The sequence below is a fragment of the Pararoseomonas sp. SCSIO 73927 genome (assembly GCF_037040815.1).
Classification (GTDB): domain Bacteria; phylum Pseudomonadota; class Alphaproteobacteria; order Acetobacterales; family Acetobacteraceae; genus Roseomonas.
This window is the reverse complement of sequence record NZ_CP146232.1, coordinates 2735153-2753561: the sequence shown is the minus strand read 5'-3', so window position 1 is coordinate 2753561 and position 18409 is coordinate 2735153. Positions and strand designations below refer to the sequence as shown.

At 72.3% G+C, this 18409-nt stretch carries 22 protein-coding genes and 1 tRNA gene; 19 read left to right on the top strand and 4 right to left on the bottom strand.

Annotation, left to right across the window (positions count from 1 at the left end):
- Positions 1–165: 165 nt before the first annotated feature.
- From VQH23_RS12940 to VQH23_RS12905, 8 genes are all read left to right on the top strand, one after another.
- Positions 166–732 (top strand): hypothetical protein, encoded by a 567-nt coding sequence (locus tag VQH23_RS12940; protein WP_338661144.1) that lies wholly within the window; start codon positions 166–168, stop codon positions 730–732.
- A gap of 3 nt (positions 733–735) precedes the next feature.
- Entirely contained in the window at positions 736–2238 is a 1503-nt protein-coding gene (locus tag VQH23_RS12935) for a phage portal protein (protein ID WP_338661143.1), read from the top strand.
- Positions 2235–2420: a hypothetical protein gene (locus tag VQH23_RS12930; protein ID WP_338661142.1), complete on the top strand. Its 186-nt coding sequence runs from the start codon at positions 2235–2237 to the stop codon at positions 2418–2420. Before VQH23_RS12935 ends, VQH23_RS12930 begins: the two co-directional genes overlap by 4 nt.
- A complete protein-coding gene (locus tag VQH23_RS12925; protein WP_338661141.1) occupies positions 2420–4519 on the top strand; it encodes a prohead protease/major capsid protein fusion protein in 2100 nt (699 codons plus the stop codon). The genes VQH23_RS12930 and VQH23_RS12925 overlap by 1 nt, the downstream gene beginning before the upstream one ends.
- Positions 4520–4531: 12 nt before the next feature.
- Positions 4532–4747, top strand: a complete 216-nt coding sequence (locus VQH23_RS12920) for a phage head-tail joining protein (RefSeq protein WP_338661140.1) — start codon at positions 4532–4534, stop codon at positions 4745–4747.
- A gap of 4 nt (positions 4748–4751) precedes the next feature.
- On the top strand, positions 4752–5081 hold the full coding sequence (locus tag VQH23_RS12915) for a DUF2190 family protein (RefSeq protein ID WP_338661139.1): 330 nt from the start codon (positions 4752–4754) through the stop codon (positions 5079–5081).
- 21 nt (positions 5082–5102) lie between these two features.
- A complete protein-coding gene (locus VQH23_RS12910) occupies positions 5103–5405 on the top strand; it encodes a hypothetical protein (protein ID WP_338661138.1) in 303 nt (100 codons plus the stop codon).
- A gap of 193 nt (positions 5406–5598) precedes the next feature.
- Entirely contained in the window at positions 5599–6468 is an 870-nt protein-coding gene (locus VQH23_RS12905) for a tyrosine-type recombinase/integrase (protein ID WP_338661137.1), read from the top strand.
- 86 nt (positions 6469–6554) lie between these two features.
- Here VQH23_RS12905 and VQH23_RS12900 read toward each other — a convergent pair.
- A tRNA-Ala gene (locus VQH23_RS12900) sits at positions 6555–6630 on the bottom strand.
- A gap of 186 nt (positions 6631–6816) precedes the next feature.
- On the opposite strand from VQH23_RS12900, the gene VQH23_RS12895 reads away from it, so the two are divergent.
- From VQH23_RS12895 to VQH23_RS12865, 7 genes are all read left to right on the top strand, one after another.
- A complete protein-coding gene (locus tag VQH23_RS12895; RefSeq protein ID WP_257715646.1) occupies positions 6817–7119 on the top strand; it encodes a YggT family protein in 303 nt (100 codons plus the stop codon).
- Between the two features lies 1 nt (position 7120).
- Complete coding sequence (folD, locus tag VQH23_RS12890) at positions 7121–8047, top strand: bifunctional methylenetetrahydrofolate dehydrogenase/methenyltetrahydrofolate cyclohydrolase FolD (RefSeq protein ID WP_338661136.1); 927 nt, start codon at positions 7121–7123, stop codon at positions 8045–8047.
- A gap of 4 nt (positions 8048–8051) precedes the next feature.
- Positions 8052–8300, top strand: a complete 249-nt coding sequence (locus VQH23_RS12885) for a hypothetical protein (protein ID WP_338661135.1) — start codon at positions 8052–8054, stop codon at positions 8298–8300.
- Positions 8297–9211 carry a DMT family transporter gene (locus VQH23_RS12880; protein WP_338661134.1) on the top strand — a complete coding sequence of 305 codons (915 nt, stop codon included), beginning with the start codon at positions 8297–8299 and terminating at the stop codon, positions 9209–9211. The genes VQH23_RS12885 and VQH23_RS12880 overlap by 4 nt, the downstream gene beginning before the upstream one ends.
- A gap of 158 nt (positions 9212–9369) precedes the next feature.
- Positions 9370–10638, top strand: coding sequence for an RsmB/NOP family class I SAM-dependent RNA methyltransferase (locus VQH23_RS12875; protein WP_338661133.1), 1269 nt, complete (start codon positions 9370–9372; stop codon positions 10636–10638).
- Between the two features lie 177 nt (positions 10639–10815).
- Complete coding sequence (locus tag VQH23_RS12870; RefSeq protein ID WP_338661132.1) at positions 10816–11025, top strand: hypothetical protein; 210 nt, start codon at positions 10816–10818, stop codon at positions 11023–11025.
- Positions 11026–11153: 128 nt separating this feature from the next.
- Positions 11154–12263 (top strand): glycosyltransferase family 4 protein, encoded by a 1110-nt coding sequence (locus VQH23_RS12865; RefSeq protein ID WP_338661131.1) that lies wholly within the window; start codon positions 11154–11156, stop codon positions 12261–12263.
- Positions 12264–12270: 7 nt separating this feature from the next.
- Here VQH23_RS12865 and VQH23_RS12860 read toward each other — a convergent pair whose 3' ends face one another.
- Entirely contained in the window at positions 12271–12972 is a 702-nt protein-coding gene (locus VQH23_RS12860; protein WP_338661130.1) for a GDSL-type esterase/lipase family protein, read from the bottom strand.
- A gap of 50 nt (positions 12973–13022) precedes the next feature.
- On the bottom strand, positions 13023–13181 hold the full coding sequence (locus VQH23_RS12855) for a succinate dehydrogenase assembly factor 4 (protein WP_338661129.1): 159 nt from the start codon (positions 13179–13181) through the stop codon (positions 13023–13025).
- A gap of 43 nt (positions 13182–13224) precedes the next feature.
- Here VQH23_RS12855 and VQH23_RS12850 point away from each other — a divergent pair, with 43 nt between their 5' ends.
- Both VQH23_RS12850 and VQH23_RS12845 read left to right on the top strand, forming a co-directional pair.
- Complete coding sequence (locus VQH23_RS12850; RefSeq protein WP_338661128.1) at positions 13225–14259, top strand: M48 family metalloprotease; 1035 nt, start codon at positions 13225–13227, stop codon at positions 14257–14259.
- A gap of 45 nt (positions 14260–14304) precedes the next feature.
- Positions 14305–15024 carry a haloacid dehalogenase type II gene (locus VQH23_RS12845; protein WP_338661127.1) on the top strand — a complete coding sequence of 240 codons (720 nt, stop codon included), beginning with the start codon at positions 14305–14307 and terminating at the stop codon, positions 15022–15024.
- A gap of 4 nt (positions 15025–15028) precedes the next feature.
- Here VQH23_RS12845 and VQH23_RS12840 read toward each other — a convergent pair whose 3' ends face one another.
- Positions 15029–15541 (bottom strand): hypothetical protein, encoded by a 513-nt coding sequence (locus VQH23_RS12840; protein WP_338661126.1) that lies wholly within the window; start codon positions 15539–15541, stop codon positions 15029–15031.
- Between the two features lie 373 nt (positions 15542–15914).
- Here VQH23_RS12840 and VQH23_RS12835 point away from each other — a divergent pair, with 373 nt between their 5' ends.
- On the top strand, positions 15915–16490 hold the full coding sequence (locus VQH23_RS12835) for a hypothetical protein (RefSeq protein ID WP_338661125.1): 576 nt from the start codon (positions 15915–15917) through the stop codon (positions 16488–16490).
- A 211-nt stretch (positions 16491–16701) separates the two neighbouring features.
- A complete protein-coding gene (gene hflX, locus VQH23_RS12830) occupies positions 16702–18066 on the top strand; it encodes a GTPase HflX (protein ID WP_338661124.1) in 1365 nt (454 codons plus the stop codon).
- The last annotated feature ends 343 nt before the right edge of the window (positions 18067–18409 follow it).

Here is an 18409-nt window from a genome sequence, read left to right as displayed (position 1 = left end):
CCGGGCTGCGCGAGGCAGTCCGGCGGCAGGACGCAACGAGGAGAAAAGGAGTCAACTACCCAACGGCCCAGCCATATCCCACCAACTCCAGCGCGCCCTACGGAATCTGCTTGACGTAATCTGTCAAGCAGGTAAGTCTTCCTTACCGAGGAGGGCAGCCACCTAATGGCCTACACGATCAAAGAGATGGCCGAACGCATCGCGGCCCGACGCGGCTTCTCGGCCGCCGGCGTGGAACTGGCGCACCGCCGTCTCCGGGCGCTGGAAGGGCGAAACGCCTTCCCGGGCAGTCAGCGCAGGGGAGAAGGGCGCACCGCCGCATTTGAGTACGACAATGTGGGGCTGGCTTGCGCCGCGCTTTACACTGAGCTGGAGGCTGCTGGAGTCGCTTCCGCCCACGTCGCCCTGATCGGCCGCGCGCTGTTCGCGCATGATGCTGGCACCGCCGAGAATAAGGCCGACATCCGCGCCAGCTTTCCGGAGGTAGTACGCCGCGTGCAAGCCGGCGAACGGTGGTGGCTGGAAATTCAGCGTATCCGCGTTCCTGGCGTTGAGACGCACCATCGGGCAGTTTTTCACTTCGACGTGCCCGGCGATGGTGCCTTCTTCGCTATCAAGCGCCAGGAAAATCGCCCCGAGGGTGCCGCGCCTATCGCGGGGACCGTAATGCAGACGTTCTTCCAACTCGATACCCTTTGGGCCGGCATTCTCCCTGAGCAGGTGCAGGGCTGATCCGTGAAGCGCGCCCGCATCATTTCCCGCAGCGCCGTCGCGCCTCTTCGGCGCGCGGCTGGCGACCCGTGGAACTACGTCCCGCACCACGGGGGCAGCCCAGCTATTGAGGCCGCTTCCGGTCAGCGGGACGGGGCAATGCCGCGGATTCATGGCATGGGGCCGGCAACGCTGGCGGCCGGGCCGCAGGTGCGCGCTAAGGCGCGCGGAGCATCCGTCAGCAACGCCTATGTACGCGCCGCCGTAGAGGCGAAGGTGACGGCCGCCGTGGGCGCCGGGATTATGGTCGCACCGCAGCACCCGAGCCCGGATGTACGCGCCGCCCTGTCCGCGCGCTTCAACCGCTGGGCGACCTATTGTGACCTCGACGGGGTGACGGATTGGTTCGGCCTTCAGGCTGGCGCGCTGCGCGCGAAGATCGTGGACGGCGAAGCCTTCCTTCACCTGATTGCGGTTTCCGACACGCGCCGCCTGCTGCTGCGGCTGATCCCGGCCGAAATGATCGACCACGCCGACAACCGCGATCTGCCGAATGGCGGGCGCATCGTGGGTGGAATCGAGTTCGACGCCCAGGGCGTGCGCGTGGCGTACCACGTCCGGGAACTGGACCTGTCCTCTGCCTGGGAAGCTTACGGCCCCGCGCGGCGCATCCCGGCTTCCGAGATGATCCATCTGCGCGAAATCCTGGGCGCCGGGCAGGTGCGGGGGCTGTCCGACCTCGCCGCCGTGCTGATCCGCCTGGGCGAACTCGATGAACTTGAGGACGCGTCCCTTGTCGGCGTGAAGACCGCCGCCCTGTTTGCCGGCTTCCTGACCGACGTGAACGGCAACGCCGGGCTGCCCTTCGACGGAACGCAGGTGGGTGGCGTCCTGACCTCCGGCCTGGAACCGGGCACGCTGAAGGTGCTTCCAGCCGGCGTGGACATTCGGTTCAGCACGCCCGCCCAGGTATCGCAAACGGTGGAGTTCCTTCGCGCCCAGGTGCGCGCAATCGCTGTCGGCCTGGGCGTTCCATCCTTCGTCATCACGGGCGACCTGTCGGAAGCGAACTTCTCGTCCCTGCGGGCCGGGCTGGTCTCCTTCCGGCAGAACGTTGAGCGGCTGGTTTACCACACGCTTGTCCCGCAGCTTCTCCGTCCCGTTTGGACGCTGTGGGTCACGCTGTCGTTCCTGGCGGGCGATCTGGACGACCTGGGCGCGCTGACCCTGGACGACCTACTGCCGGCCGAGTTCATCCCACCCGCGCAGCCGTGGGTTGATCCGAAGGCCGACATCGCCGCGATTCGCGAGGCCCTAGCCGCCGGCATCATGTCGCGCCGTCAGGCTGTCCAGGCGCAGGGCTGGAACGTGGAGGCGCTGGACGCGGAGATCGCGGCTGACCGAACGCGCGAGCGCGCCTTGTCCATCGGCCCCTTTCCCCTGCCGCCGAACGGCCAGCCGGCCGCGCAGGACCCGGAAACAATTTCCGACGAAGTGCCCGCCGCCGATCAGGAGCCCCGGACGTGAACACCCCCCGCCTCTCACTCGACATGCTTACGGCGCTGCCGCCGGACTGCCTGAACGACGCGCTGCCGCCCGGCCGTCGCCAGGGAGGTGGCAACAAGCCAAGCGGGCGCAAGCTGCGCCGGATGGCCGCCGCGATGTTGCGCGAGAAGGCCCGCCGCGACGCGAAGAAGGGCGACGTGTGATGCCCGCTGTTGCCCACACCCGATATGTCCCGGACACGAAGTCAGCCCGCCGCGCACAGCGCGGGGATGGGCCGGCCGCGCTGCCGAACGGAAATAGTTTCGACCTGCCGCACGAAGGCGCGGCCATGTCCGCCCGCGCCATGCGCCGGGCTGCGGCCAAAGCCGAGCGCGCGCACAAGCGGTCTATGGAGGCCGGTGCCGTCCTGACCCGTGCCGCCGATCCAGGCGTGCTGACGCGGCGCGCGCCTTCCGGTCTGGCCCTGCGACCGTCAACCATCAATGAAGCCGAGCGGACCGTCATTGCCACTTTGGCGACCGGCGCTGGAGTCAATCGGGGCGCGTACATCGAACGCTTGAGCCTTGGTCCGTCCAATCTGGAACTGCCGCGCAGTCTGCCGCTGCTGGACAACCACAACGGGGCGAGCGTGCAGCATGTGATCGGCTCCGTGGATCAGATTCGCCGCGAGACCGACGCCCAGGGGCGGCACACCATCGTTGGGCGACTCCGCCTCGCGGATGACCACGCCTGGGCGCTGGTGCGGGACGGCCACCTGTCCGGCGTGTCTGTAGGCTACGCCGTCACGACCTGGGCGGATTCGACCGAAGGCGGGCAGCGCGTCCGCACTGCCGGCCGCCTGTCGCTCCGTGAAGTCTCGCTGGTCATCGCACCCGCCGATGATGGCGCGCGCATCCGTTCCACCCCCCAGGAGTCCACCATGCCCGATACCAACCCCGCCCCGGAGAACGTGGCGCCCGACACCACGACCACCACGGCGACACGCGCCGCGCCCGCGCAGCCCGCCGGGACGCAGGGCACGACCGCCGCCCAGCCGGGCGAGGTGCAGACGCGCGCCGCCGTAAATGCCCGCATCCGCTCCCTTGGGCGTGCTGCTGGCCTGCCGGGCGACTTCATCGACGCCCAGATTGACGGCGAGGCGACGGAGGACTCCTTCCGTAGCGCCGCCTTCGATCACATGACGCGCGCCGCCGGCCCCGCGATCCGCGTGCAGGTGGGCGCCAGCCACGACGCGCCGGAGGTGATCCACGCCCGGCAGGTGGAGGCCCTGGCCCATCGGCACGCGCCCGACCTCTGCGCGCTGTCCGACGCGGCCCGTCCCTATGCCGGGATGACCCTGGCCGGAATGGCCCGTGACGCGCTGGCCCGTGAGGGCGTGCGCGGCCTGGGCGCCATGTCGGATGAGGCCGTGCTGACCCGTGCGCAGGACACTGTCAGCGACTTCCCCGGCCTGCTGGACGGTGCAGGCGAGCGCATCCTGCGCGCCTCTTTCGAGGCCGCCGCCTCGCCCGTCCGCACGGCGCTTGCCCGTCAGCGTCTCGCCCGCGACTTCCGCGCGCTCGCCCTGCTGCGCCTGGATGGGCCGGGCACGCTTCAGCGCGTGACGGAGTCTGGCGAGATCAAGGCCGTGACTGCCGGCGAGACGAAGGAGGGCTTCGCGCTTGAGACGTTCGCCGGGATGTTCAACCTATCTCGCAAGGCCCTTATCAACGACGACCTGGGCGCCTTCGCGGACTGGCAGCGCATGATGGGCCGGGCATCCGCCGAGACCGAGGCCGCCGCCATCGTCAACCTGCTGCTGGCGGGCAATGGCGCTGGTGCCAAGCTGTCGGACGGCAAGGCGCTGTTCCACGCGGACCATGGAAACCTGCTGACCAGCGCGGAACTGTCCGTGGCCGCCCTGACGGACGCCCGGACTGCCTTGCGCCGGCAGCGCAACCCGAATGGGAGCCCGTCCAATGTGGTCCCGCGCTTCCTGCTGGTGGCTCCGGAGCAGGAGACGCTTGCGGAACAGGTAGTGGCCGCGCTGACCGCCGCCGCTGTGGGCGAGGTGAACCCGTTCGGGGGCAAGCTGACCGCGCTGGTTGAGCCCAGGCTGCCCGAGGGCGCGTGGTATCTCTTTGCAGCGCCGGAAGCTGCGCCCGTCATCGAGTACGCTTACCTGTCCAGCGCGCCGGGGCCGCAGCTTGCCAGCCGCGACGGCTGGGACGTGCTGGGGCGCAGCTTCCGCGTCGTGCTGGATTTCGGCTGCGGCGTGACCGACTTCCGGGGCGCCCAGCGCAACCCCGGCGACGCGATCTAAGGCGGCCGGACCATGGACGACCTCGCCCAACTCATAAGCTGGCGCGCGAAGCTGCTGGACCTGCGGATGGGCGGGGTTCGCGAAGTCACGGACCCCGGCGGGGATCGGGTTAGATTCGGCAGCGATGCTGAACTAGCCCGTGCAATTGCCTCCGTGGAGGGGGCCATCCGGAACGCCTCCCGCGTCACTCCTCACACCATCACCTTCCGAACCTCGAAAGGACTCTGAAGCCATGCGCAATTTCGTTCAGCCGGGACGGACGCTGACCCTTCCTGCACCCTACGATCTGGCCTCCGGCGCTCCCGCCCAGGTGGGGGCAATCTTCGGCGTTTCCAATGGCGCAGCCCTGGCGGGCCAGCCTGCCGACCTCGACGTGGAAGGCGTGTTCACGCTCGACAAGGTGGCCGCAAACGCCTTCACCGTGGGCGATGCCGTGTTCTTCGCGGCTGGCACGAAGCTGGCGACTTCCGTTGCGTCGGGAAATCAGCGCATCGGCGTGGCGACCGAGCCGGCGGCTGCGGGGACTGCCTCCGTGATCGTCCGTCTCAACGGTACGTTCTGAGCCGGCCGGAAATAATTTCCGATGTCCCGCCGCGCCCAGCCTGGGGAGGCTGCCACCGTAGCCCCCCAGGCGGGCGCGGTGGGCGCCTTCGACGCCCTGCCCCCTGGCGTCCTCCCCTTCGCCGTTAGCCGCACCCAAGCGGCTGCGCTGTTGGGCATCTCCCCTACGTTCTTCGATTCGCTGGTGGCGGATGGCCGGATGCCGCAGCCACGCCAGTTGGGCGGCCGGGTCCTCTGGTATCCGGAAGAACTGCGCGCCGCCTTCCTCGCCATCCCCCCACGTCAAGGGCACATTCCCGCCCCCGCGCTGAACGAATGGGACTGACATGCCGCGAAGGGGCTTTAAGTACGTCCACACCTATGACGACCGGCAGGGCCGGACACGCCGTTACTTCCGTCGTCCAGGCTGCCCGCGCATCCCGCTTCCTGGCGAGGAAGGATCGCCCGAATTCTGCGCCGCCTACGCTCACGCGCTGACAGGCCATCCCACGCCGCCCGAAGCCCCGAAGGCGCGGACAATGGACGCCCTGGTAACGGCCTTCGTGGCCTCGTCACGCTTCACGCGCCTGCGGCCGGAGTCTCAGCGCAGCTATCGCGGCATCATGGATCGACTGCGGACGGAGCATGGTACGAAGACAATTGCTAACCTTCAGCCTCGTCACATCCGCATGATGCTGGACAAGCGCGCCGACACGCCCACCGCCGCCAACGCGCTGCGGAACGTCCTGCGCCAGCTAATGCGCTACGCCGTCGCGCTCGACTGGCGTAGCGACAATCCCGTGGACGGCGTGGAGAAGGTGAGGCATCGCACGGACGGGCACCACGCCTGGACGGAATCGGAGATCCACGCCTTCGAAGGGTTCCATCCCGCCGGAAGCCGCGCGCGCCTTGCCCTCGCCCTCCTCCTCTACACCGGCCAGCGGCGCGGGGACGTGGTGAAGATGGGGCCGGGGAACCTGCGGACCGGAGAGCGCAATGGGAAGCCCGCAACCGTGCTGGACTTGATCCAGGGCAAGACGGGAAAGAACTTGACCCTGCCCGTTCTGCCGCTTCTGGCGGATGCCCTGGCCCTCGCCCCGCCGGGCACGACGTTCATCCAGGGGGCTACCGGGCGCCCGATGACACCCGAGGGCTTCTCGAATTGGTTTGTGGAGGCTGCCCGCGAGGCTGGCCTGCCAAAGGGGTGCAGCCCGCATGGATTGCGAAAGGCGGCCGCGCGCCGTCTCGCCCAGGCGGGGTGTTCTACCCACCAAATTGCCGCCTGGACCGGGCACGCGAGCCTAGGAGAGGTCCAGCGGTATTCTCAAAGCGTGGAGCAGGAGAGTCTTGCCTGGGCCGGCGCTGAACGCCTTGGACTCGCCCGGACGGGAGAGCCCATGCGAGAGTAACTGGCTAACGGGTTGCCGCCCGTTAGCCAGTTTAGTTCTCACACTGTCAGCAAGTGTTTGAAAAGGAACCCAACTAGTGAAGATGATGGTGGAGCTGAGGGGAATCGAACCCCTGGCCTCGTCATTGCGAACGACGCGCTCTCCCAACTGAGCTACAGCCCCTTAACCACCGCGGCCGCAGGCTTGGGGACCGGCGGGCGTGGGGCGGCTTATTCCCCGCCGCAGCCCGCTCGTCAAGCGTCCCGCTGGACGGGCGGGGATGCGGGCCATACACGGGGCCCTCACGGCCCGGCGATGGCGGATCCCAGCGATGGCGGATCACGGGCGCGGGCGGAAGAGGAGTGCGGGATGACGGCTCTGTTCTGGCTGATCGATCAGGTGATCGGCCTCTACGTGTGGGTTCTCATCATCGCGGCGGTGTTCAGCCTGCTCACCGCCTTCAACGTGCTGGACACGCGGAACCGCCTGGTCTGGACGATCGGGGACTTCCTCTGGCGCGTCACGGAGCCCGCGCTGCGCCCGATCCGGCGCATCCTTCCCGATCTCGGCGGGGTGGACCTCTCGCCGCTGGTGCTGATCCTGCTGCTCCAGGCGCTGCGGATCTTCCTCAACGTCACCGTCTTCCCCGCCCTCTGGCGCCTGGCGGCCTGAGGTGGCCGCGAAGATCCTGGACGGGAAGGCCGTCGGCGCCCGTATCCGCGCCGGACTGGCCGACCGGATCGGGGCCCTGCCCTTCCGCCCGGGCCTGCGCGTGGTGCGGGTGGGGGACGACCCCGCCAGCGTCGTCTACGTCCGCTCCAAGGACCGCGCGGCGAAGGAGGCGGGCTACGACAGCGAGACCATCCTCCTGCCGGAGGACGTGGCCGAGGCGGAGCTGCTGCGGACCATCGCCGGGCTGAACGCCGACCCGGCGGTGGACGGCATCCTCGTCCAGCTCCCGCTGCCCCGCCACATCGACGCCCAGAAGGTGCTGGAGGCGGTGGACCCCGCGAAGGACGTGGACGGCTTCCACCCCGTCAATGCCGGCCGGCTCGCCGCCGGCCTGCCCGGGCTCGTGCCCTGCACGCCGAAGGGCGTGATGCACCTGCTGGCGGAGGCCGGGGTGACGCTCTCCGGCGCCCGCGCCGTGGTGCTGGGGCGCAGCGCCATCGTCGGGCGGCCGATGGCGGCGCTCCTGCTGGCGGCCGACGCCACCGTCACGATGCTGCACTCCCGCTCCCGCGACATCGCGGCGGAGTGCCGCCGGGCGGAGGTGCTGGTGGCCGCGGTGGGCCGCGCGAACATGGTGCAGGGGGACTGGATCGCCCCCGGCGCCGTGGTGATCGACGTGGGCATCAACCGCCGCACCGACGGCAAGCTGACCGGCGACGTGGATTTCGAGGCCGCGATCGGGCACGCCGGCTGGATCACCCCCGTCCCCGGCGGTGTCGGTCCCATGACCATCGCCTGCCTGCTGGAGAACACGCTGGAGGCCGCGCTCGCCCGCCGCGCCCGCGTCCCGCTGGAGCCGAATGGCGGCGTGGCGGAGGCGCACGCGACGCCCGAGCAATCCTACGGCCACGGCCCCGGCCTGGCCTGACGCGGTGCTGTTCCGCATTCTTCAGGGCGTCGGCATCCTGGCCCTGATCGGCTGCGGCCTGCTGGCGCTGCAGGGCACGCCGCTGCTGGGGCCGGAATGGTCCCGCGCGCGGATCCTTTACGCCGGGGCGGGGGCCGTCTCCGCCCTCAGCCTGCTCGCCCTCGGCCGACTGGGGATCATGGTGGCGCGGATGGAGCGGGCGCAGGCCGCGCTGTCGGCCCGGCTGGACGCCCAGCGGGACACGCGGGGATGAAGCCCGCCGACCTCCTGCTGGCGGCCGCCTTCGTCGTCATCTGGGGCGCGGCCTTCAACGCGGCGCGCTTCGTGGTGCTGGAATGGCCGCCCTTCTGGGCGCTGGCCATCCGCTTCCTCCTCACCGCCCCGCTGCTGCTCGCCATCGCCCTCGCCACCCGCTCCCGCATGCCGGCGCCCGAGGACCGGGGGCGCGTGGCGCTGCTGGGATTGCTCGGCACGGGCGGCTACCTCGCCCTCTCCTGGTGGGCCACGGCGCTGATCCCGTCCGGGCTCGTCGCCCTCATCAGCGCCGCCACGCCCCTGGTGGTGGCGCTGGGGGAAGCCGCCTTCCTGGGCAAGCGCCCGTCAGGCCTCGCCTGGATCGGGCTAGCACTGGGCTGGGCCGGGGTGGCGCTGCTCGGCGGCGTGCGCCTGGCCGGGCAGTTGCAGGACGGTGCCGGCGGCCACGGCGCCTCGGAGGCGCTGGGGGTCTTCCTCGCGCTTCTCGGCGCCGTCGTGCAGGCGGCGGGGCTGCTCGTCTTCGCCCCGGCGCGCGGTCGCGTGGACCTCTGGTCCGCCAGCACGGGGCAGAGCCTTGTCAGCGTCGCCCTGCTCCTCCCCCTCGCCGCGCTCTTCGGCGGCCCGATGCCCACCTCCGCTAGCACCCAGGCCTGGCTGGCCCTCGCCTTCAGCGTCACGGTGGTCGGGGTGGGCGGCTACGCCCTGCTCTTCGTCATGCTCCGGCGCTTCACGCCCTCCACCGCCGCCGCGCTGCAGCTCCTCGCCCCGCCCGTGGCCGCCGTGATCGGCTGGGCGGTGCTGAACGAGGTGCTGGGCTGGGCGGATCTCGGCGGCGGTCTTCTCACCCTCGCCGGACTTTCCCTGCTCTTCCGGGCCCAGGCCCGGGCACGGCAGGCGGCGGAGGGCTGACCGGAACTGCGGGATCAGGGCTGCGTGGCGGCGCGCCCAGACCGTCCGGGAAACCGGCATCGGCGCCCGGCACCGGGGCCATAGATCGGGGGCAACCGGCCGGGGGCGCACAAAAGCTTGCCCGGTCTGCAGCGAAAGGGCTGCACATCCCGCGCGAAATGCGCCAAGCCGCGCCCAGCATGCCGTCCAACCCCACCCGCTCCGCCGCCTTCTCCCTCGTCACCGCCGTGCTGGAGCGCCGCCGCGGCCTCGACGAGGCGCTGGATTCCCTGCCCGGCCGCCTCCAGCCGCGGGACCGCGCCGCCGCCCACCGCATCGCCGCCGCCGTGCTGCGCCGCCTGGGCAGCCTGGACGCGGTGCTGGAACCCTATCTCCGCCGGGAGCCCTCGCCCCCCGCCATGCAGGCGCTGCGCATCGGCGCGGCCGACCTGCTCCTCCTCGGCACCCCCGCCCACGCGGCGGTGGCGGAGGCGGTGGCCCTGGCGCCGCGCCCCTTCGCCGGGCTGGTGAACGCCGTGCTGCGCAAGGTGGCCACGGAAGGGCCGGCCGCGCTGGAAGGGCTGGACGCCGCGCGCCTGGACACCCCCGCCTGGCTCTGGTCTGCCTGGCACGCCGCTTACGGCCCGAAGGTGCGCGCGGTGGCGGAGGCGCACACCCGCCCCGCCCCGCTGGACCTCTCTCTCGCCCCCGGCTTCGCCGCGCCGGAAGGGGCGGAGATCCTGCCCAACGGCACGGCCCGCATGGCGCCGGGCACGCGCATCACGGAGATCCCCGGCTTCGCCGAGGGCGGCTTCTGGGCACAGGACGCCGCCGCCAGCCTGCCCGCCCGGCTGCTGGCCCCCTCCCCCGAGGGGCGCGTGGCCGATCTCTGCGCCGCGCCCGGCGGGAAGACCGCCCAGCTCGCCGCCGCCGGCGCGCGGGTGACGGCAGTGGAGAAGGACGCCCACCGCGCCGAGCGCCTGCGGGAGAACCTGTCGCGCCTCAAGATGGAGGCGGAGCTGGTGGTGGCGGACGCCATCCCCTGGGCCGCCGAGCACCGCGGCGGCTTCGACTCCGTGCTGCTGGACGCCCCCTGCACCGCCACCGGCACCATCCGCCGCCATCCCGAGGTGCAGCACCTCCGCCGCCCGAAGGACGTGCCGAAACTGGCCGCGACCCAGGCGGCGCTGATCGAGGCCGCCTCCGGCCTGCTCGCCCCCGGCGGGCGGCTGGTGGTCGCCACCTGCTCGCTCCAGCCGGAGGAAGGGGAGGCACACCTCGCCCGCGCCGCCGCCCTCGGGCTGACGCCCGAGCCGATCCGGCCGGAGGAGGTTCCGGGGCTGGAGGAGGCCGTGACGGCCGAGGGGGCGCTGCGGACCCGGCCGGACCTCTGGGCGGACCGGGGCGGCATGGACGGCTTCTTCATCGCCCGCTTCCGCCGGGGCTGACGGCGCCGCGGCCGGACTTCGGCAGGAGGGGCGATCAGGTCGGAGCCCTCCCAAGGCATCCGTTTGATGGATACCAGGCATCCGCCGCATCGAGTGGTGCAGGACGTCCTGGCGGCGCATATCCCTGCCACCAGACGACGACAAGCAGCCGCCGTCATCCATCGAAAGGATGATCCGATGTCCAGCCTTCGCACCCTCGCCCTCGCCACCGCCCTGATCGGCTCCCTCGCCGCCCCGGCCCTCGCCGACCAGGACCGCGTCCCCGAGGGCGCCACCGCCTCGGGCCGCTGGGTCGCCACCGGCAGCCGCACCTCTCTGGCCGGCAATTCCGGGCAGGGCCTGCTCGAGGCGAGCGGCGCCACGGGCGGCGGCGGCCAGCACGGCTGAGCCGCCGCTCCGCCCCCGCGGAGCGCGCGCGGAAGGGGCTGCCGGACCGTCCGGCGGCCCCTTTTTCATGCCGGTCCTCCGCCCGCCGGGCTGCACAGGCCGCCTGAAATGCGCGAAGTCCCCGCCCCATGCGGGTCCTCTTCGTCGCCAACGTCGATTTCGCCCTGTGGCACTTCATCGTGCCGCTGATGCGCGGCGCCCGCGCGCGCGGGCACGAGGTGCTGGCCGCCTGCGCCGAGGGGCCCCTGCTGGAGCTGGCGCGGGCTGAGGGCTTCACCGTGATCCCCGTGCCCATGGCGCGCAGCTTCTCCCCCGCCGCCAACCTGCGGGCCTTCCGCGCCCTGCGCCGGGCGATCCGGGACACGCGGCCGGATCTGGTCCATGGCCACTTCCCCATCTCCGGCCTGCTGGCGCGCGTGGCGGCGCGCATGGAGGGGGTGCCGCGCACCGCCTACACGGTCCACGGATTCCTCTTCAACCAGCCCGGCCGCCCCTGGCGCCGCGCCCTCTCCCTCCTCGTGGAATGGCTCGGCGGACGGCTGACCGACACCTTCCTGACCGTCAGCGAGGAGGAGGCGGGCGACGCGCGCCGGCTGCGCATCCACCCCGCCCCCGTCGCCGTCCGGAACGGCCGCGACCCCGCCCGCTTCCGACCCGATCCGGAGGCCCGCGCCGCCCTGCGCGCGGAGATGGGCGAGGCGCCGGGGGCGGTGGTCATCACCGCCCTCTCCCGCCTGGTGCGCCACAAGGGCTACCCGGAGCTGCTGCGGGCGATGGAGGCTGTCCCAGGTGCCACGCTCTGGGTGGTGGGGGAACGGCTGGTCAGCGATCACGGCGCCGGGCTGGACCCGGACTTCGCCCGCGCCGCCGCGGCGCTGGGCCCGCGCCTGCGCCGCCTCGGCTACCGCCACGACACGGAGCGGGTCCTCGCCGCCTCCGACATCTTCTGCCTGCCCAGCCATTTCGAGGGGCTGCCCATGTCGGTGATCGAGGCGATGCTGACGGGCCTGCCCGTCGTCGCCACCGACATCAGCGGCCCCCGCGAGCAGGTGGTGGAGGGGGAGACGGGCCTTCTCGTCCCGCCCGCCACGGTGGAGCCGCTGGCGGCCGCGCTGAACCGCCTGGCGGAGGATGCCGCCCTGCGCGCGCGGATGGGCGAGGCGGGGCGGGCCCGGGCCCTGGAACTCTACGACGAGCGCGCGGTGGTCGAGCGGACCCTCGACCTTCTGGGGCTCTGAGGCCCCCTCACCGCCCGTCCAGCGCCGCCGCGATGCTGCGCCCGAGCAGCCGGTAGCCCTCCGGCCCGGGGTGCAGCCGGTCCGGCAGCAGCGGGCACCCTTCCTGCCCGGCGCAGGCCTCGTCGAAGGGGGTGAAGGCGTTCACGAAGCGGATCTTCATCGCTGCCTGGCCCTCGGCCAGGGCGCGGTTCACCGCCTCGATCTTCTCCCGGCGTGCCCGCAGCCCGGGGCCGCGCGGCAGGATGGAGACGACCACGATCTCCGCGCCGGGCAGGCGCTGCTGCAGCCGCGCGACGATGGCGGAGATGCCCCCGAGGACCGCGCAGGCCTCGTCGCGGGCCAGGTTGTTCGTGCCGATGAGTAGCACCGCGCGCCGGAAGGCGCCCGGCGGGAAGGCCGCGCGGTCGATCCGGTCCAGCACGTTCTCCGTCCGGTCGCCGCCCACCCCGAAATTCGTCACGGGCCGGCCGAGATCGGCGGCGGCCGAGCGCCAGCCGTCAAAAATGGAATCGCCGACCAGCAGGGTCTCGGCAGGGTCAGCCGCCAGCCCGGCCATCCGGCGTTCTGTGAGGCGCTGGCCGCGCTCATCGCCGCGCGGGGCGGGGCTGATCGCGGCGGCGCCGGCCGGCAAGGGCCCGCAGGGCGCGGCCGCCGCGCCCACGGCCAGAAGCCCTTGCAAGGCGAGGAGGGCGAGCGCGCGAGACATCATGCGCCGAACCTATCCTCTGCCCTTCCCGGCGGGAACGGCCGGCCCGCGCCCTAGAAGTCGCTCACGCGGCCCTTGCGCTCCCAGTCGCCGTAGCGGGTCGGCTCCGGCCCCTTCGGCCCGCCGATCTCGGCGGGCATGGGCGGCGTTTCCGGCCTGGGCGGCGCAACCGGAGGGGTGGGCGGGGTCTTGGTGGTGTCGGTCTCGGCCATGCGCCTCATGTAGGAACGGTCGGGCAGAGGAGGAACGGGTCCCGTGACGGGTTACGCGCGCACCGCCGTGCTGATGGCGGGAATGGTCGCCCTTTTCGCCGGCGTCGGCTTCCTTCTGGGCGGGCGGCAGGGAATGGTGGTCGCCTTCCTCTTCGGGGTGGGCACGAACCTCTTCGCCTGGTGGAACTCGGATTCGATGGTGCTGCGGATGCACAACGCGCAGCCCGTCGGCCCCGCCGAGGAGCCGCGGCTGCACGCCATGGTCGCGGCCCTCGCCGCCCGGGCCGAGGTGCCCGTTCCCGCCCTCTACGTGATCCACGAGGACCAGCCCAACGCCTTCGCCACCGGCCGCTCCCCCGCGCATTCCGCCGTGGCCGTCACCACCGGCCTGCTGGCGATGATGCCGGAGGAGGAGGTGGCGGGAGTGGTTGCGCACGAGCTGGCGCATATCCGCAACCGGGACACGCTGATCATGACGGTGGCCGCCAGCCTGGCGGGCGCCATCGGCGTGCTGGCGCAGTTCGGCGGGATGTTCGGCCACCGGAACCGGAACGGGCCGCTGGGCGGGGTCGGCGTGCTGCTGGCAATCATCGTCGCGCCGCTCGTCGCCATGGTGGTGCAGATGGCCGTCAGCCGGTCCCGCGAGTACGAGGCGGACCGGATGGGCGCGGCCATCGCCGGATCCCCGCTCGGCCTGGCCCGGGCGCTGCAGCGGCTGGAGGCGGGGCGCCACGCCATCCCCAACGGCGCGGCGGAGGCGAATCCCGGCACGGCGCACCTCTTCATCGTCAACCCGCTCTCCGGCACGGGGATGGACAACCTCTTCTCCACCCATCCCAGCACGGAGAACCGGGTGCGCGCGCTGATGGAACTGGCGGGCGGGCCGCCGCCGATGGGCGGCTTCATGAGCGGCCCGGCCGGCGGTCCCTCCGGCAATTTCACGGGCGGTTTCGCGGGCGGTTTCACGGGCGGCCTCACGGGCGGCTTCCAGGGCGGCCCCGCCCGTGGTCCTACGGGCGGCCAGGCACCCGGTCCCTGGGGCGGCGCCCCACGCCGCCCGCGCGGCCCCTGGGGCTGAGCCGCCGGCCGTGGCAGGCTAGCCGGGAGAAGCGGGAGGAAGCCGATGGCCCTGGACGGCGTGCGCGCCCTGGTGTTCGACGTGTTCGGCACGGTGGTGGACTGGCGCAGCGGCGTGGCGCGGGAGGCGGCGCCCTTCCTGGCGCGCCATGCGGCCGACACTGATCCCGCCGCCTTCGCCGATGCCTGGCGCCGCCGCTACCAGCCCGCCATGGAGGCGGTGCGCAGCGGAACCCGCCCCTTCACCCGGCTGGACGTGCTGCACCGGGAGAACCTGGAGGCGGTGCTGCCGGATTTCGGCATCGACCCCGCCCGCGTGCCGGCGGCGGAGCTGGACGAGCTGAACCTCGCCTGGCACCGGCTCGATCCCTGGCCGGACGCCGTGGCGGGCCTGACGCGGCTGCGGGCGCGGTACATCGTCGCGCCGCTCTCCAACGGCAACATCATTCTCATGACGGACATGGCCAAGCGCGCCGGCCTGCCCTGGGATTGCATCCTCGGCGCGGAGGTGGCGCGGGCCTACAAGCCGGCGCCCGAGGCCTATCTCCGCACCGCGGAGGTGCTGGCCATGCGGCCGGAGGAGGTCTGCCTCGTCGCGGCCCATAACGGTGACCTGGCGGCGGCGCGGCGCTGCGGGCTGCGCACCGCCTTCGTGCCCCGCCCGCTGGAGCACGGGCCGGGGCAGGCGACCGACCTGGCCCCGGCGGAGGAATGGGACGCCGTGGCGCCGGACTTCGGCGCCCTGGCCGGGCGGCTCGGGCTCTAGCGCCTCAGGAGGCCGAGGCGGCCTGCTGGATCCGCTCCAGCGCACCGAGCGTGGCCCGCGCCGCCTCCAGCGCGCGGGGCTGGTCCTCCTGGCGCGAGGTGATGTCGGTGTAGCGCGCCCGCATCTCCCGCACGCCGTCCTTGAAGACGTCGTTGCCGGTGAAGCTCTCCGGCGCGCGCTCGGCGGCGCTCCGGGCCTCCTGCATGGCCTGCATCAGCCCGATCAGCGCGGGGGAGACGGCGCCGCCCTGCGTCGTCCGGGCGCTGGACTCCGCGCGCGGAATCTCCCGCCGCAGGTCCTCCGCCGCCTTCTGCAGCATCCCGACATAGGTCCGCATGTCCGGCGCCCTCGGGGTCGGCGTCATGGGGGTCGGGTTGGCGGCGGTGGGCCGGTTGGGCGGCGCCTCCGCGGCTGGGGCCTGGTTCGGCACGGGCGGCTGGTTGGACTGCGCCCCGGCCCCCGGCGGCAGGGCGAGGCAGAGGGCGGGCAGGGCGGCGAGGAAGGGGCTGGCGCGCATCGTGTTTCTCCCGGGCGGCGGCGCGGCCGCAATGGGCGGCGGTTGCTCCGGCCAGAACGCGACAGCACCCCGAGCCGCGCGCCCGCACCGGCCGAAGCGCGATCACGTGAACGCGATTGGGGAGCGAGAGGGCGCCGGCACCTGGCCCTCCTCTGATGGCCGAGGAGAGGAGAAGCCCTCTCGTGCGGTGCCGGCGGGTGGGCCTGGACGGGGGCGGGCTCGCCTTCCGAAGCGCCCGACGAGCCCTCTCGGCCACCGCCGCCGCGGCCTGGCCGCTGTCGATCCAGGGCCGGGATGCCCGTACATTCCGGCGCGAGACCGACGGCAGCGCATGAGGAGGCACGGGCAGCGCAGGATGGAACGAAGATCGCGGATGACATTCCCCGAGGGCAGCCTGCTGGCCTCGATACTCGGCGGCGAGGCGCCGGTGGAAGTCCGGCGCGCGGCGCAGCGCCTGCGCGCCGAGGGCGCGCCCGCCCTGGCCGTCAGCGACGATGTCGCCAGCCTGGCAGGTCAGCTGGCCGCCTCCGAGGTGTCGCGCTCACCCGCCGTGCTGGACGCCCTGCCGCCGCTGTTCTGGATCGAGGCCCGCCCGGTGCACGGTTCCGCGGACGGTCCTGTTGTCCCGGGTATCCACGGATGGCTCGTGGAGAAGAAGCGGGACGGGCTCGCCGCCCGGCGCTTCGGCACCGCCGCCGGTGACGAGGGGGCGCCCGGCCCGGCGGGAGCCACGACCGTGTCGTTCGGTGCGGGAGCGCAGGACGCGGATGAGGAAGCCCGAACCGTGAGAGGCTTGGTCACCGCCGTCTGCCTGCCCGAGATGCTGTCCCAGATGGGCGAGCTCTCTCCCGTCGCGGTGCTGCCGGCCGATGCGCCCGAGGGGGATGCGGGCCGGTTGCGCAACTTCCGGCTGTCCGTGGCCGTCTCGGCGGAGGCGGCGCGGGACTGACCCTCGCCCCCCCGGTCGGGCCGGCGCGGGGGAGCACGCCTCTGTCGCGCGCGGTTCGCGCCGCCGCCGACGGGACATCGCTGCGCTCCACGCAGCCGGGATGAGGGCCGTCTCGCTTCCCTGTCTCGCTCCCCAGTCTCGCTTCCTGGGCCGGGCGGAGCCAACCCCTCGAGGCTGCAGGTTCCGGCTCGGTCCATGCTACTCCCCCACCATGGAAACCAAGCCCCCTGTTCCGCTCGCCGTCCTCGTCGGCATCCAGATGCCGGAGGTGGACGACGTCGCGCACCAGGCCAGCCTCGAGGAGCTGGGACGCCTGGTGAAGACGCTGGGCTACGAGGTTGTGGGCACGGTGTCGCAGAAGCGCGAGGGCACCGGCGCCGGGGCGCTGCTCGGCAGCGGGAAGCTGGCGGAGCTGGCAGCGCTCACGGGCGGCACCGGCGTGGTGGGCTCCATGGCACCTCCGCCGAGGTCTAAGGCAAGGCAGCGCTTCGAGGGGGCCGGGGAGACGACGCCCCCGGCTGAGGCTGGAACGGAGGCGGAGACGGGCACGGCCCGCAAGCCGGAGTTCGTGATCGTTGACCATGAGCTCTCCCCCAGCCAGATCCGCAACCTGGAGCGGGCAACGGGGGCGCAGGTGCTGGACCGTACCGGCATCATCGTCGAGATCTTCCACCGCCACGCCAACACGCGCGAGGCGAAGCTCCAAGTGGAGATGGCGCGCCTGAAATACGTGGCACCGCGGCTGCGGGAGTCCACGGGCGGCGGCGGGCGCCAGCAGGGCCCGGGTGCGGGCGAGAGCAACCTGGACCTCGACCGCCGCAAGATCCGCGACCGGCTGGCGGAGCTGAAGGAGCAGCTGGAGGCGGTGCAGCGCGACAGCGACAACCGCCGGGCGGCCCGGCGGGACCAGCTGCGGGTGGCGCTGGTCGGCTACACGAACGCGGGCAAGTCCTCCCTGATGCGGGCCCTCACGGGCAGCCAGGTGCTGGTGGAGGACAAGCTCTTCGCCACGCTCGACACCACGGTCCGCATCCTGCAGCCGGAGACACGGCCGCGCGTGCTCGTCTCCGACACGGTCGGCTTCATCAAGCAGCTGCCCCACGACCTCGTGGCCTCCTTCCGCTCCACCCTGACGGAGGCGCTGGAGGCCTCGCTGCTGCTCTACGTCGTGGACGCGTCGGACCCGACCTACGAGGCGCAGCTGGAGGTGAGCCGGAGCGTGCTGCGGGAGATCGGGGCGGACGCGGTGCCGTCCCGCCTGGTGCTAAATAAGATGGACCGGGTGGACGCCGCCGGGCGGGCCGCCCTGCTCGCGAAGCACCCGGACGCCATCCCTCTCTCCGCCCATTCACCCGCGGATGTCAGCGCCCTGCGGGACACGGTCATCGCCTTCTTCGAGGCGGAGATGGTGGAGGACGTGCTGGTGCTGCCCTACGCGAAGCAAGGCCTCATCGGCGAGGTGTACGAGAGCGCGCGGGTCCTGTCCGAGGAGTACGACGAGAACGGCCGGGTGCTGAAGATCCGCGGCCTGCCCGGGGCCGTCGCGCGGCTGCAGCGGAGCCTTGCCGCGAGCTGAGCCTGGACGCGCACCGGGGCCTGCGCTCCGGCGGCGGACCTCGGCCCGCAGAGCGCGCCGCGCGGAGGCAGGGGTAGCCGGGCCCTCTCCTCCGCCAGCGCGCATCCTGTGAGCCCTCCCAGACCTTGTCCAGGCAACTTACAACAAGTCTTTGTTTTCGTTGAATACTCACCTTCGGCACGTGCAGGCCGTCATGTCGCCACCTCGTGTCCAGACCTCGATCTTATGTCGCCATCCCGTGTCCATGACTTGATGACATACCCAGGACCCTGACAGGCAGCCGATCGCGATGGCGATGGTCACTGGCTGCGAGGAGAGGGCGGCAGAGACTACGATAGGGGTC

Coding starts and splice junctions, on each gene's coding strand:
- VQH23_RS12870 (WP_338661132.1), top strand. CDS start 10,816: ATGTCCAGCCTTCGCACCCTCGCCCTCGCCACCGCCCTGATCGGCTCC.
- VQH23_RS12875 (WP_338661133.1), top strand. CDS start 9,370: ATGCGCCAAGCCGCGCCCAGCATGCCGTCCAACCCCACCCGCTCCGCC.
- VQH23_RS12895 (WP_257715646.1), top strand. CDS start 6,817: ATGACGGCTCTGTTCTGGCTGATCGATCAGGTGATCGGCCTCTACGTG.
- VQH23_RS12910 (WP_338661138.1), top strand. CDS start 5,103: ATGTCCCGCCGCGCCCAGCCTGGGGAGGCTGCCACCGTAGCCCCCCAG.
- VQH23_RS12915 (WP_338661139.1), top strand. CDS start 4,752: ATGCGCAATTTCGTTCAGCCGGGACGGACGCTGACCCTTCCTGCACCC.
- VQH23_RS12845 (WP_338661127.1), top strand. CDS start 14,305: ATGGCCCTGGACGGCGTGCGCGCCCTGGTGTTCGACGTGTTCGGCACG.
- VQH23_RS12925 (WP_338661141.1), top strand. CDS start 2,420: ATGCCCGCTGTTGCCCACACCCGATATGTCCCGGACACGAAGTCAGCC.
- VQH23_RS12860 (WP_338661130.1), bottom strand. CDS start 12,972: ATGATGTCTCGCGCGCTCGCCCTCCTCGCCTTGCAAGGGCTTCTGGCC.
- VQH23_RS12835 (WP_338661125.1), top strand. CDS start 15,915: ATGACATTCCCCGAGGGCAGCCTGCTGGCCTCGATACTCGGCGGCGAG.
- VQH23_RS12855 (WP_338661129.1), bottom strand. CDS start 13,181: ATGGCCGAGACCGACACCACCAAGACCCCGCCCACCCCTCCGGTTGCG.
- VQH23_RS12940 (WP_338661144.1), top strand. CDS start 166: ATGGCCTACACGATCAAAGAGATGGCCGAACGCATCGCGGCCCGACGC.
- hflX (WP_338661124.1), top strand. CDS start 16,702: ATGGAAACCAAGCCCCCTGTTCCGCTCGCCGTCCTCGTCGGCATCCAG.
- VQH23_RS12840 (WP_338661126.1), bottom strand. CDS start 15,541: ATGCGCGCCAGCCCCTTCCTCGCCGCCCTGCCCGCCCTCTGCCTCGCC.
- VQH23_RS12880 (WP_338661134.1), top strand. CDS start 8,297: ATGAAGCCCGCCGACCTCCTGCTGGCGGCCGCCTTCGTCGTCATCTGG.
- VQH23_RS12865 (WP_338661131.1), top strand. CDS start 11,154: ATGCGGGTCCTCTTCGTCGCCAACGTCGATTTCGCCCTGTGGCACTTC.
- VQH23_RS12905 (WP_338661137.1), top strand. CDS start 5,599: ATGGACGCCCTGGTAACGGCCTTCGTGGCCTCGTCACGCTTCACGCGC.
- VQH23_RS12920 (WP_338661140.1), top strand. CDS start 4,532: ATGGACGACCTCGCCCAACTCATAAGCTGGCGCGCGAAGCTGCTGGAC.